The sequence below is a fragment of the Pantoea sp. UBA6567 genome, assembly GCF_002434165.1.
Taxonomy (GTDB): Bacteria; Pseudomonadota; Gammaproteobacteria; order Enterobacterales; family Enterobacteriaceae; genus Pantoea; species Pantoea eucrina.
Genome location: NZ_DJJN01000003.1, coordinates 362,867 through 376,390 on the forward strand (window position 1 = coordinate 362,867; position 13,524 = coordinate 376,390).

Annotated in this window: 11 protein-coding genes; 4 read left to right on the top strand and 7 right to left on the bottom strand. The window is 58.7% G+C overall.

The features are described 5' to 3' along the window. Both B4M48_RS02920 and B4M48_RS02925 read left to right on the top strand, forming a co-directional pair. Window positions 1–263: hypothetical protein (locus tag B4M48_RS02920; RefSeq protein ID WP_288655887.1), on the top strand; the 263-nt coding region annotated here is incomplete at its 5' end. 561 nt (window positions 264–824) lie between these two features. Beyond that, window positions 825–1,688 (top strand): nucleoside-specific channel-forming protein Tsx, encoded by an 864-nt coding sequence (locus tag B4M48_RS02925; protein ID WP_039382084.1) that lies wholly within the window; start codon window positions 825–827, stop codon window positions 1,686–1,688. Between the two features lie 54 nt (window positions 1,689–1,742). On the opposite strand, the gene yjdN is transcribed toward B4M48_RS02925, so the two are convergent. The 4 genes from yjdN to B4M48_RS02945 all read right to left on the bottom strand — a co-directional run bounded on the left by yjdN (window position 1,743) and on the right by B4M48_RS02945 (window position 6,189). After that, on the bottom strand, window positions 1,743–2,180 hold the full coding sequence (gene yjdN / locus B4M48_RS02930; protein WP_039382083.1) for a VOC family metalloprotein YjdN: 438 nt from the start codon (window positions 2,178–2,180) through the stop codon (window positions 1,743–1,745). A 162-nt stretch (window positions 2,181–2,342) separates the two neighbouring features. Then, a complete protein-coding gene (locus B4M48_RS02935) occupies window positions 2,343–3,659 on the bottom strand; it encodes a c-type cytochrome (RefSeq protein ID WP_039382082.1) in 1,317 nt (438 codons plus the stop codon). Between the two features lie 11 nt (window positions 3,660–3,670). Beyond that, the gene (locus tag B4M48_RS02940) at window positions 3,671–5,455 is read right to left on the bottom strand and encodes a GMC family oxidoreductase (RefSeq protein ID WP_288655890.1); all 1,785 of its coding nucleotides are present in this window, start codon (window positions 5,453–5,455) and stop codon (window positions 3,671–3,673) included. Window positions 5,456–5,457: 2 nt separating this feature from the next. Further along, window positions 5,458–6,189, bottom strand: coding sequence for a gluconate 2-dehydrogenase subunit 3 family protein (locus B4M48_RS02945; RefSeq protein WP_071668434.1), 732 nt, complete (start codon window positions 6,187–6,189; stop codon window positions 5,458–5,460). 296 nt (window positions 6,190–6,485) lie between these two features. Between B4M48_RS02945 and sbmA the strand changes: the two genes are divergently transcribed. Then, the gene (sbmA, locus tag B4M48_RS02950) at window positions 6,486–7,736 is read left to right on the top strand and encodes a peptide antibiotic transporter SbmA (RefSeq protein WP_288655891.1); all 1,251 of its coding nucleotides are present in this window, start codon (window positions 6,486–6,488) and stop codon (window positions 7,734–7,736) included. A 75-nt stretch (window positions 7,737–7,811) separates the two neighbouring features. Here the strand turns inward: sbmA and B4M48_RS02955 are convergent, their stop codons facing one another. Both B4M48_RS02955 and B4M48_RS02960 read right to left on the bottom strand, forming a co-directional pair. Then, complete coding sequence (locus B4M48_RS02955; protein WP_250341071.1) at window positions 7,812–9,452, bottom strand: dihydroxyacetone kinase subunit DhaK; 1,641 nt, start codon at window positions 9,450–9,452, stop codon at window positions 7,812–7,814. Window positions 9,453–9,583: 131 nt separating this feature from the next. Further along, window positions 9,584–10,771, bottom strand: coding sequence for an MFS transporter (locus tag B4M48_RS02960; protein WP_094111313.1), 1,188 nt, complete (start codon window positions 10,769–10,771; stop codon window positions 9,584–9,586). A 105-nt stretch (window positions 10,772–10,876) separates the two neighbouring features. On the opposite strand from B4M48_RS02960, the gene B4M48_RS02965 reads away from it, so the two are divergent. Continuing rightward, the gene (locus B4M48_RS02965; protein ID WP_071668437.1) at window positions 10,877–11,833 is read left to right on the top strand and encodes an AraC family transcriptional regulator; all 957 of its coding nucleotides are present in this window, start codon (window positions 10,877–10,879) and stop codon (window positions 11,831–11,833) included. A gap of 3 nt (window positions 11,834–11,836) precedes the next feature. Here the strand turns inward: B4M48_RS02965 and B4M48_RS02970 are convergent, their stop codons facing one another. Further along, window positions 11,837–13,381, bottom strand: coding sequence for a methyl-accepting chemotaxis protein (locus B4M48_RS02970; RefSeq protein WP_071668438.1), 1,545 nt, complete (start codon window positions 13,379–13,381; stop codon window positions 11,837–11,839). Between the last annotated feature and the right edge of the window lie 143 nt (window positions 13,382–13,524).

Genomic DNA, 13,524 nt, shown 5'->3' on the forward strand with positions numbered 1-13,524 from the left:
CGCGGATTCGCTCCTGCTCAGCCCGCGCTCTCGCCGGCGTCCTGCCAGCTCGCCCTGGCCGTCACTCTGCGCCCGGCGCTGCGGATGGCGCCTCCCTCCCCGCCTGTAAATTTTTCATTTTGTTTTTTTTAAAAGTGTTGCGGTGTGGTCTGAAGCTTCTTCACGAAACCTTCAGCCATAAAAAACGTAAGAAAAGAGAAAAAACCAGCAGCGGCGGGAAGCGCCATCCGGCTCCGCCGAGGGAGGGCACGGTTCCGGGATGAGCCGACAGGACGTCGGCGAAAGGGCGCGGTGAGCAGGAGCGAATGGCGGCCGGTCCCCGGGAAGCGGGCGTGAGCGAGGGAACCGCGCAGCGGCGGACGGGGCTGGCGCAGGGCCGGGGAGTGCAGAGGGCGCGGCCTGGCGTCCTCTGCCCGGTCGCCGTGCCGGGGCACAGGCTACTGCCGCCGCTGACGGCGAACGGAACCGCCTCCGTGGCGAACGGAACCGGCGCTTAACCCGGAACCGGTGCCCGTAGCAAACGGAACCGGCGTCCACGCCCCACTCCCAATCGTACCTCTTCGCGACCACGTAAACGGTTGCGGAGTTCCGTTCGCTGCAGATAGAATATGTGACAATTGTCACAAAATAACTGAATCCTATTGCAACACTTTTTGACAAATGTGATGAAAATCTATTTTCTAACGCTCTGTTACAGGCACATTACGCGGGCCTGAAGGCTGGCAGTCAGCACGCGTTATCGCCGCATACTGCTCAATACCCGGGAACGTACTCATTCGATCGTGGCATCTCTGCGGCGATCCTCAGCAAGTGGTCAAACAATAATGAAATTTAAATCGTTGATAGCAGGTGCATTACTGATTGGTAGCGGAATGGGCGCAGCGCAGGCAGAGAGCGACCCGCAATATCTGTCTGACTGGTGGCATCAGAGCGTAAACGTGGTGGGCAGCACCCATACCCGTTTCGGGCCGCAGTTTAATAACGACGTCTACCTGGAATATGAAGCCTTTACCAAACAGGAGTGGTTCGATTTTTACGGCTACATCGATTTGCCAAACTTCTTCGGTGCGGGCAACAGCAACGCCAATGGCATCTTCGATCACGGCACGCCGCTGTTTATGGAAATTGAGCCGCGCCTGTCGCTCGACAAGCTGGCGGGCACCAGCCTGGCATTCGGTCCGTTTAAAGAGTGGTTCTTTGCCAACAACTATATCTACGATATGGGCCGCAACAGCGACAACCGGCAGAACACCTGGTATATGGGTCTCGGTACCGATATCGACACCCACAGCGATGTCGGCCTCTCGCTTAACGTTTACGCCAAATATCAGTGGGAAAACTACGGTGCGGCCAACGAGAACAGCTGGGATGGTTACCGCTTCAAGGTAAAATACTTTGTGCCAATTACCGACCTGTGGGGCGGCAAGCTGAGCTATATCGGCTTCACCAACTTTGACTGGGGCTCCGATCTGCGCGATAAATCTGACCGCTCGCGCACCAGTAACTCTGTTGCCTCAAGTCATATTTTATCACTGAACTACGACCACTGGCACGTCTCTGCCGTTGCGCGTTATTTCCATAACGGCGGTCAGTGGGCGGATGGTCAGGAGCTGAATTTCGGCAATGGTCCGTTTGAAGTGAAATCAACCGGCTGGGGTTACTATCTGGTGGCAGGTTACAACTTCTAAGCATGGCAGTTTTGCCCCGCCGGATGCAGCACCGGAGGGGCAAAAACAGAGGCGTTAATCCTGCGACTTCACGACGTTGATACGCCACGGAATGTTGAACTTATCGATAAACATGCCGAAGCCGTCTGACCAGAATGTCTTCTGCCATTCGGTCGTGATTTTGCCGCCAGCAGAGAGTTTATCAAACCACTCTTTGCCCTCTTTCTCGTCAGTGGTTGCCAGGCTTACCGCATAACCCGCGTGCTCAGACGCCGGTGGCTTGCTGGTATCGCCGTCGCTCAGCATCAGCTCGCCCTGACCAATCTGCAGATGTGCATGCATGATTTTTTCCGGTGGCAGCGGCGGTGCGGATTTATCGCCCACCTGCTCTCCCTGCTCCGGATTATCGCCGAAGGTCATTTTTTGCAGCACTTTGCCGCCGGTGGCCTGCAGGTAAAATTCGATGGCTTCTTCACAGCGACCATACAGAAACAAATAAGGACTTACTTGCATCGTTCCCTCCGCTTATCAGTTAGTGAGCTTTTGCACTCACCACTAAGTGTAGACGATCGCGTTCAGCCCCCGCCCGCGCTGGCTTTGGCTGATCCGTCGCTGTTTTTCGCCCATAAAAAATCCGGGCACCAGGCCCGGATAATTAACGCTCCGCAGGCGCGCTTACTTCTCTAATGCGTGGATATCCGCGCTGCCCTGATAAGGCTGTACCGTTTTATCCTTACGCTGCTTCGCCACGTCGCCAGCCGTTACGCGGGTGGTAACGCCGTTGCCCCAGCTGCTGCGAATAAAGTTCACCACATCCGCAACCTGCTGGTCGCTGAGACGCCAGCCAAATGCCGGCATGGTGATGGCCGTCGGCGCGCCTTTCACGCCTGGGAGCGTACCGCCCACCAGCACAATGTGGATCAGCGAAGCCGGATCGTCAGCCATCACGACCGGGTTGCCGCGCAGCGCCGGATAGAAGCGCTGATAGCCTGAACCGTCAGTTTTATGGCAGGCAGCACAGCTGTCTACGTAGACTGACGCGCCCGGCTGGCTGTCATCGCCGTGCCACAGCGCTTTCGCTACCGTATCATCCGGGGTAAATACCGCCTGCTGCGGATCTTTGGCGCCCAGCGACTTCAGATACTTCGCAATCGCGCTGATATCCTCATCGCTGAGATGCTGCAGGCTGTGTTCCACCACCTCGGTCATACCGCCAAACGCCGCGGTGTGATCGTTACGGCCAAAGCGCAGGAACTGCTTCAGCTCCTCTTCGCTCCAGCGGCCCAGCCCGTCACGGTTGTCACCGCGCAGATTGCTGGCGGTCCAGCCATCAATCGGTGCGTTGCTGCCGGCAAGGTAGTCGCTGCCGTCACCGTTGTTCAGCGCTTTCTCCTGCATCGTAATGCTGCGCGGCGTATGGCACGCTCCGCAGTGTCCGAGCCCTTCAACCAGATAGCGTCCGCGCGCCAGCGCCGGATCTTCCTGTGCGGCGGGCTGGAACGCTTTCACGTCCGGTGCAAAGATGCCGCGCCAGATCGCCAGCGGCCAGCGCATGGAGAGCGGCCAGGGAATGTCGCTCTCTTTGTTCGCCTGGCTGACCGGCGCCACGCCGTGCATAAAATAAGCGTAAAGCGCTTTCATATCCTCGTCGCTGACAACCGCGTAGGAGGGATAAGGCATCGCCGGATAGAGCGTATCGCCATTTTTCGCTACGCCATGACGCACTGCTTTCTGAAAGTCGTCATAGCTGTAGTCACCAATGCCGGTCGCTTTATCAGGTGTGATATTGGTGGAGTAGATGGTGCCAATCGGCGTCGCCATTGCCAGTCCGCCGGCAAACGGCTTGCCGCCGGCCGCGCTATGGCAGGCCACGCAGTCCCCGGCGCGCGCCAGATATTCACCGCGTTTGATCAGTGATTCGGCGGCCACATCGTCAGCCAGCGCGCTGAACGTCAGGGTGCCCAGCATCAGGGCCAAAACTGATTTCATCATCGTCATGTTCCTTATGCCTGTACCAGCGGACCCGGGTTTTTCAGATACTGTTCGCGGATCGCTTTCGCTGACCAGTAGCTCAGTGCAGCGACCATACCGGTCGGGTTATAGCCCAGCCCCTGCGGGAAAGCTGACGCCCCCGGCACAAAGACGTTGGGCACATCCCAGCTCTGCAGATAGCGGTTGACCGCGCTGGTCTGCGGATCTTCACCCATGATCGCACCGCCGCTCATATGTGTGGTCTGATAGGAGGTCGTATCAAAATGGGTTCCCGGCGCTTTGGCGGAGCCGATAATGGTTTTCGGGTTCATCGCCTCGGTGATCTTGCGCATCTTGCCAATCATAAACTGCGCCATTTTGATGTCGTTATCCTGCCAGTCAAAGGTCATACGCAGCAGCGGCTGGCCGTACGCATCTTTATAGTTGGGATCGAGATCGAGATAGTTAGCGCGATAGGACTGGTGCGCACCGTGCGCATCCATGGAAACATGGTGCGTATAGGTATCGGTTACCGCCGCTTTCCACTGGCTGCCCCAGCCTGGCGTACCGGCTGGCACCGGCACGCCGGAGATAGGCTTGGTGCCGGCCTGGTTAACCCAGAAAGGAGACCCGCCAACAAAACCGTGCGGCCCGTGATCAAAGTTGTCCGCGTTAAAATCATCTACCGCCACACCCGCCCCGCCTGCGCCGATAAACGGGTTGGTGGTGGTGTTTTTATCAAACAGCGCTTTCAGCGTGGAGAGATTCTGATAGGCGAAGTTGCGCCCCACCACGCCCTCATTAGTGATCGGATTATAAGGTTTGCCGATCCCGGAGAGCAGCATCAGATGAACATTGTGGAACTGGAAGGCGGAGAGGATCACCAGATCGGCCGGCTGCACCACTTCACGTCCCTGACCATCAAGGTAGGTTACGCCGGTAGCGCGCTTTTTATCATCGGTCAGATTGACGCGCAGAACGTATGAATTGTTGCGCAGCTCAAACTTCGGCTCCTGACGCAGTGCCGGCAGGATATTGACGTTAGGCGACGCTTTGGAATACATGTAGCAGGCGTAGCCGCTGCAGAAGCCGCAGAAGTTGCACGGCCCCATCTGTGCACCGTAGGTATTAGTATAGGGTCCGGAGGTGTTCGCTGACGGCATATCATAAGGGTGATAGCCAACCGACTCCGCCGCCTGCGCAAACAGCTGCGCAGAGTAAGTACGCTTCTGTGCCGGCAGCGGAAAGTCGCTGGAGCGATCCGGCGCAAACGGGTTGCCGCCGTGTGCGTTATTGACCACTTTGCCCTTGATTGACCAGGCGCTGCCGGAGGTGCCAAACACCTTTTCGGCTTTGTCGAAGAACGGTTCCAGCTCATCGTAGCTGACGCCAAAATCCTGAATGGTCATGCCTTCCGGAATAAAGCTTTTACCGTAGCGCTGCTCATAGTGGCTGCGCAGATTCAGCTCAACCGGATCGACGCGGAAATGCACGCCGGACCAGTGCAGGCCCGCACCGCCGGTGCCGGTGCCGGGCAGAAAAGCGGCCAGCTGGCGATAAGGTACCGCGGTCTGCGACGCATCGTGACGGATAGTCACGGTGCTTTTAGAGAGGTCCTGAAACAGCTTTTTGCGAACGTTGTAGGTCAGTTCATCAATCGACTGCGGATAAGAGCCGTCCGGATAGGTGTCGCGATGCGGACCGCGCTCCAGCGCAACGACGTTAAGACCCGCTTCGGTCAGCTCTTTTGCCATAATGGCGCCTGCCCAGCCAAAGCCCACAATCACTGCATCAACTTGTTTTAATTCGTTTGCCACGCTTACGCCCTCGCTCCGCGAATGTCGACTGACGGGAACGGATAACGTTCACCGCGCTCTACCCAATCCATAAAGTCGGCGCGGGCGCCCGGGAAGCCAATCAGCTTCCAGCCCACCATGCCCTGGTTGCCGCCATGAATCGGGTCGCAGAAAAAGCCTTCGCGGGTATTCTGCAGCAGGTAAGAGAAAAAGGTTTTTGCCGGCAGCTGGGCAAACTCAGCCTTACCGGTTTCGAAGGCGCTCAGCAGCGCATCCTGCTGTTCGCCGCTCAGGCTGGCGAACACCTTGCCATGCTGTTTCTGACTCCAGGCATTGGCGTCGGCAATGCCTAAGCGATAAATCTGCTGCGGCACCAGCGGCAGCTGGTAGCCCAGCTCTTTCGGCATATCCGGGTGAAAAGGTCCCTGCATATACCAGTTGCTGCCGGTGGCGTAGGGCGTATTCATCTGACGATCGATAAATTCCGGTACGCCTGCTTCCAGCGCGCCTGGTCCGCGCTCGTCGCTGGGGATCAGCCGCGCCACGGCGGCGGTGATGAAGGCAAACTCTTCGGCGGTAAACCAGCCTGGCTGATAGTCGCGTGCCGGCTGCGCTGGCGCTGCTGCATCGCTGGCGGCGGCGGCAGGCGCGACCAGCACGCCCATGGCGGTTGAACCGACCGCCATAGCGGGTGCGAGGGTGATCGTCCTCAGCAGGAAATCACGACGTGAATGACCCTTTTTTTGTTCTGACATGACATTGCCTCAGTACCGCATATAATGCGGCATGGAAGGTTAAGTAGTTGCGTTGTAATGGTTTTTATTCTTGACTTAAGGGATACAGCACGTTTGTTACCGGTAACAAGATGACAATTGTAACACCGAAACGGTAACGAATTTAGTTTTCCGAAACAATTACGCACAAAATACTTAACATTTTCCCGCGCTGGTTTACATTCCGGCGACGGAATTGTCATGCCCGGAAACAACCCACTACAGACAGATAAACAGAAATAGCGGTATAAACGTGTCTACACCACAGCGGAGTGCTTATGTTTAAATCCTTTTTTCCGCGGCCCGGCGCATTTTTCAGCTCGGCAGCGATTTGGAGCGTGCTTGTTATTTTTGCCTGGTTTGGCTTTTTCAGCGACCTGCCGGCGCGCTGGCCCGCACTGCAGGCCGCGATGCAGCAGCCGCTGCCTACCAATGCCAGCCGGTTTATTCACGCCAGCCAGCTCTGGTTTTACGGCTACTACTGGTCTGCGGTTGCGCTGTTTGCCCTGGCGTGGATGATAATCGATCGCCATCCTTGGCAGCGCTGGTCGGTCTGGGGCACGGCGCTCATCATCTTTGTCACCTGGTTTAACGTTCAGGTCAACGTGGCGGTCAACGCCTGGTATGAGCCGTTTTACGATCTGATCCAGAAAGCGCTGACCAAAGCGGGTGCCGTACAGATAACCCAGTTTTATAGCGAAATCAGCGACTTTCTCGGTATAGCGCTTATCGCCGTGACGATTCTGGTCGCCAACGTCTTTTTCATCAGCCACTGGATTTTCCGCTGGCGTACCGCGATGAACAGCTACTACATGCACAACTGGCAGCGTCTGCGGCATGTGGAGGGGGCGGCACAGCGTGTGCAGGAAGATACGATGCGTTTCTCCACCACGCTGGAGGACTGGGGCGTCAGCTTTATTAGGGCGATCATGACGCTGGTGGCGTTCCTGCCGGTGCTGCTGGCGCTGTCGAAACATGTGAAAGATATTCCGATTCTCGGTTCAACACCCTATGGCCTGGTGATCGCCGCTATCCTCTGGTCGGTATTCGGCACCGCGCTGCTGGCGCTGGTCGGCATTAAGCTGCCGGGACTGGAGTTCCGCAATCAGCGGGTGGAAGCGGCCTACCGAAAAGAGCTGGTCTATGGCGAAGACGATCCGTCGCGCGCGTCACCGCCTACGGTGCAGGCGCTGTTCAGCCGGGTGCGCTACAACTATTTCCGGCTCTACTTTCACTATCTCTATTTCAACGTCACGCGCTTTCTCTATCTGCAGGTAGATAATGTATTTGGCGTGTTTCTGCTGTTTCCGGCGATTGTGGCCGGTGCGCTGACGCTGGGCCTGATGAATCAGATCCTCAACGTGTTTGACCAGGTACGCTCCTCCTTCCAGTATCTGATCACCTCCTGGTCGACGCTGGTCGAGCTGATGTCTATCTACAAGCGTCTGCGCAGCTTTGAGCAGATCCTGCAGGATATCCCGCATCAGGAGATGCTGCGCGAGGCGGCGAAAGAGCCAGCCGGCGAGTAACGGCATCCTGCGCCCGCCTTCTGCATGGCCGGGAAGACGGGCGCAGCTCACTGCGGTATCACTCTGGCGGGCAACTCAGCCTGCCATCACCTGAAATACTTTCTCTACCGCATACGCACCGGGATCTTTTACCCCATCCAGACTCTGCTGGTTGAGATAGGCTGAGCGTCCCGCTTTCGCACTGTTCATCTGCGCCGTGGCATCTGCGCCCTGCGCCGCCGCCTGCGCAGCCGCCGTCAGCGATTCGCCCGCCACCAGTTTTTCCAGCGCTGGCTGTAGCGCATCAATCAGCGTGCGGTCGCCCGGCTGCGCGCCACCGTAGTGCTTCATGCGCTCCAGCCCCTGCATCAGCGCCTCCGGCAGTGAGCTGCCCTCTTCCAGATGCTGTCCGGCGGAGGTAAACAGAATCGACATCAGTACGCCGCTGGAGCCGCCCATCGCCCCTGCCAGCTGCTCGCCAATCAGCGCGATCAGCGTCGGCAGCTCGTTCAGCGGCAGCTGCTTCTCCTGCAGCGCGCGCTGAATACGCTTTGCACCCGCAGCAAACGTGGAGCCGGTATCACCATCGCCGACCTTTGCGTCCAGCGCATTCAGTTCACTCTCCAGATCGATGAGCGTCTGCGTAACGCGCGTGATCCAGCCCGCCACCTCATCATTTTCAGAGGGATCGAAGTCGAGCGCGCTGCTGACTTTCTCTGCCGTCTGCAGATTGATGGGCGCAAACTCATAGGGCGCAACCCAGCCCTGCACCTGAACCGGTGCCTGCAGCGCCAGCAGGAACGGCTCTTCCAGCGCCAGCACGGAGAGTGAAAAGCCTTTCATATCCAGCGCGCTGACCAGCGTAGCGGGACCGATAAGATGGGTAATACGCGCGGCCAGCGGCGTGCGCAGGACTTCACGCGTCAGCAGCGCCAGCTCCAGCTGCGAAAAACCGCCTAAATTGTTGATAAGCAATAGCGCCAGCTTACCGTCCGGCAGCGCCTGCGCCAGTTTATCCGTCATCAGAGCGGTGATTTTTCCGCTGTCCTGCGTATCCAGCGTAATGACCCCCGGCTCGCCGTGGATCCCCATACCGAGTTCACTGTGGCCTGGCGCCACGCGCGCTTCGCGCTTCTCACCCGGAAGATGGCAGGTCGCAAACGCCAGACCAATAGAGAAAACAGACTCAATCGCCCGCTGCGCCAGCGCCTTCACCTCCTGCAGTGAATGCCCGTGCTCAGCCGCGTAGCCCGCAATCTTATGCACCAGTGCGGTGCCGGCGAGACCGCGCGGCTGCGGGTTTTCAGGCAGCGCAATATCATCCTCCACCATGACCAGTTCAACGTGATAACCCAGGTTTTTGGCTTTCTCAGCCGCCAGACCAAAATTAAGGCGATCGCCGGTATAGTTTTTAACGATCAGCAGACAGCCCGCGTCACCGGTCACGTTGATAATGGCGTTAAGCACCGCCTCCACGCTGGGCGATGCGAAAATATCACCGCAGACGGCCGCAGTCAGCATCCCTTTGCCGACGAACCCGGCGTGCGCCGGCTCATGGCCCGATCCGCCACCTGAGATCAGCGCCACCCGGCTTTTATCCCAGTCTGAACGCACCACAACGCGGATATCATCGCCCAAATCGAGACGACGCAGGTTACGCCACGGCGTGCTGAGTAAAATACCTTCGATGGCTTCGTTAATCAGATCGTTCTTTTCATGCATAAAAAACTGGCTCATCGCTTTTTTCCCCCTGGTGTAGTTGTCACTAAAGGTAGCGCATCTGTGCAGAAAACCGTCAAAGCAACGCGCGGAAATGCAAAGGGCGGCACACGCCGCCCCTGAATCAGAAAAAGCCCTGCCGCTGCACCTTAGCCATGCTGCCTGACGCGCGTATAGATGGTTACCGCCGCCAGCAGCATCATGACGCCGCTTGCCATAAAGACGCCGCCCGCGCCCTGCAGGTCAAACATCCAGCCGCCGGCCGCCGCGCCCGCCGTGATCGCCAGCTGAATGGTCGCCACCAGCAGTCCGCCGCCCGACTCTGCATCATCAGGCACGGCACGCGAAATCCATGCTGACCAGCCGGTGGGCATGGAGCCAAATGCCAGTCCCCATAGCGCCACGCCGGCTCCCACCAGCCACGGCAGCTGCGCCATTGCGGAGAGTACCACCGCCGTCACGCTCATCAGCAGCGCCATGCCGGTCAGCGTCAGCGAGACGCTGCGCGTAACCAGCACGCCCGCCAGCGAGGTGCCAAAGAAGTTAGCTATTCCAAACGCCAGCAGCGCGAGCGACAGCTGGTTAACGTTAAGCTGCGCGCTGCCCTCCAGATAAGGTCGCAGGTAGGTAAAGAAAGCAAAATGTCCGGTAAACATCAGGATCACCGCCAGCATGCCCCAGCGCATGACGCCCTGGCGCAGCAGATCAAGCACGCCGCCGCTTTGCGTCCGGTTTTCCGGCGGCATTGCCGGCAGCGTGAAGAACTGCCACAGCAGCGCCAGCACGCCCAGCAGCCCCGTCATCAGAAAAATGTTGCGCCAGCCAATCACATCGCCGAGATAGCTGCCAAGCGGTGCCGCAATAATTGTCGCCAGCGAGATGCCGCTAAAGACAATCGATAGCGCGCGCGGCACCTGCTCCGCCGGCACCAGTCGCATGGTAATGGCGGTTGACAGCGTCCAGAAGCCGCCAATCGCCATACCCAGCAGCACACGTGCCAGCAGGATCATCGGCAGACTGTCCGCCAGCGCCACCAGCAGCGCCGAGGCGATAAGCAGCAGGGTAAATGCCAGCATCACCAGACGACGATCAAACCGCCGCGTAAGCGTGCCGATCACCAGACTGGTGAGCAGCGCAACCAGCGCGGTTACCGTCACCGTCTGCCCCGCCTGACCTTCGCTGACCTGCAGCGACGCGGCTATCGGCGTCAGCAGGCTAACCGGCAGGAACTCAGCGGTGATCAGGCCAAACACGCCAAATGCCATGGCAAATACCGCGCCCCACGCGGGTTTTTCTGCCACCGCGCGGGCAGCTGTCAGTTCAGTTTCCAGACTCATTTGCGATCCCCATCACAAAAAAATAGTTTCGCTAAGGATAGAGCGCTGCGGTAAGACGATCTATGATACAGAAAGTTTATTAGTTGATAATTCGTCTGGATTGCGATGAGCCGTTATAAAGATTTAACCAGCGAGCTGCTGATGGGCATGCGCCTGTACGGCGTAAAATATCAGCGTATTGCGCTGCATGCGCCTTTTGGCCTGCAGTATGACGACGCGCCTGGCCGGGCGCAGCTGCATTTTGTCGGGCGCGGTACGCTGCTGCTGCGCGCCGCTTCCGGTACGATCTATCCGCTGCAGGCGGGCGATGCGTTACTGATCCCGCACGGAAAAGCGCATGCGCTGATCTCAGATGAGACGGCGCACTGTGAACCGATCACCACGTTTAACAGTAAGCCCATCTGCCCCAGCGTCTGCGCGATCAACGATGCGGCAGATGCCGATCTCTGTCCGGCGGATAGCGATGTGATCCTGTTCAGCGCCTGCATGGCGTTTGAACTGGGCGGTATGCAGCCGCTGGTACACACCATGCCGGATGTCATGCTGGTAAGCACCCTGCTGGGACAGTATCCGGAAATCCAGCCGATTCTGGATGCGATGGAGCGGGAAACCCGCCAGCGCAAAGCGGGCTTCGCCGGTATTCTGTCGCGGCTGGCGGATGTGGTGGCCGCGCAGATTGTGCGCGGCTGGGTAGAGAACGGCTGCGGCGCCGGCAGCGGTCTGGTCCAGGCGCTGCGCGATCCGCGACTGAGCCTGGCGATGGCGGCGATGCACCGTGCGCCGGGAGAAAACTGGACGGTGGAGCGGCTGGCGCGTGCGTCAGGCAGCTCGCGATCGGTGTTTGCTGCCCGCTTTCAGAACGCCACCGGCATGACGCCGCTGCGCTATCTTACCGAACTGCGTATGCGGCTGGCGAAAGAGCGTATCGTTGATCAGGGCGAGGCGGTAGAGAGCGTTGCGTTTGAGCTTGGCTATGGGTCGCTGGCTGCGTTCAGCCGCGCCTTTAAACGGATAACGGGCACGTCACCCGGCGCGCTGCGCGCCGGGCGGGAAGTGGCGTAAGCGTTAGCGGAAGACGCTAATCGCCTCAACCAGGCGGTTCGCCTGATGCGCCATGCGGGTTGAGGCTTCTGCGCCTTCAGCCACGCGCGCGGCATTTTGATGGGTTATCTCATCCAGATCTTCTACCGCCGTGCTGACCTCGCTCAGCGCCGTGGCCTGTTCAGCGGTAGCTGCGCTGATCTGTGCAATCAGCGTCGTCACGTTCTGCACCTGGCTGACAATATCCTGCATGGTGCGACCCGCGGCTGCCGCATAGTCGTTGCCTGACGCTACGCGGCTGGCGCTGGTCTCTACCAGCGTTTTAATTTCGCTGGCGGCTTTTGCGCTGCGCTGCGCGAGATTGCGCACTTCACCTGCGACCACGGCAAACCCTTTACCCTGCTCACCGGCCCGCGCCGCCTCTACCGCCGCATTGAGCGCGAGGATATTGGTCTGAAAGGCGATGCTGTCGATCACGCTGGTGATGCTGGCGATGCGCTTCGCGCTGTCGGCAATATCGCCCATCATGCCTGCCATCTCCTGCATCACCTCGCCACCTTTGATAGCAGCGTGGCTGGTGGTGCCCGACAGCGCATTGACCTCGCTGGCGGTTTCCGTGTTGCTCTTCACGGTGGCCGTCATCTCATTCATGGTGGCGGCCGTCTGCTGCACGTTAGCGGCTGCCTGTTCAGTCCGGCGGGAGAGCTCACTGTTGCTGCGTGCCATCGCATCACTGGCGCTGAGGACGTTGATCGCCTGGCCGCTGACGTCATCCACCAGCCAGCGGAACATTAGCCCCAGCTGGCCAATGGCGCGCAGCGTCATGCCGATTTCATCCACGCGGTCGGGCTGATCGACTTTATGGCTATTACCGGTCGCTACGCTCAGCGCCTGCTGGCACATCCGCTCAATGGGACGTGAAATTTGCTGCTCCAGCCAGAGGTTCGCCAGCAGCAGGCAGAGCGCCGTCGCAATGCTGAAGCCGCCGAGTGCCAGCGCCGTCAGGCCTGCCCCCCAGGCGCTGCCCGCGATCAGCGGCAGCAGCAGCGCCAGCGCTGAACGAATGCGCCAGCGCAGCGGCAGCGTTTTCAGCAGTGAGGTGGCGCGGCGCCAGCCGCTGCCGATAATCAATCCTTTATAGAAGCAGCGACCTTTGCTTCGCCCTTCGCGAAAATCGCGGTACAGGGTTTCAGCCTGCTGCACTTCCGCTGCTGAAGGTTTGGTCCGTACCGACATATAGCCGCGTACGCATCCTTCGCGTACCACCGGCACCGCATTGGCCCGCACCCAGTAGTGATCGCCATTCTTACGCCGGTTTTTCACCAGCGCGCTCCAGGGCTGCCCCTGCTTCAGGGTATGCCACATATCGGCAAACGCTTCGGGCGGCATATCCGGATGGCGTACCATGTTGTGGGGCTGACCGTTTACCTCTTCCGGCGTAAAGCCGCTGACCTCAATAAAAGCGTCGTTGGCGTAGGTGATATGGCTGCTGAGATCGGTAGTCGACATCAGCGTCGCATCGTCATTGAAAACGAATTCACGCTGTGTCACGGGCTGGTTGTTGCGCATACAGAGATCCCTGGTCAATTCAGGCTGATAAACATTATTCCGGATCTATCGGCTGATTAGCGGAACGACTTAAGCGCTGATGATTTATTTCTTGCTGCTAAAAAAGAGCTATTTAGATAAGCCACTGTATTTAAACGTTAAAA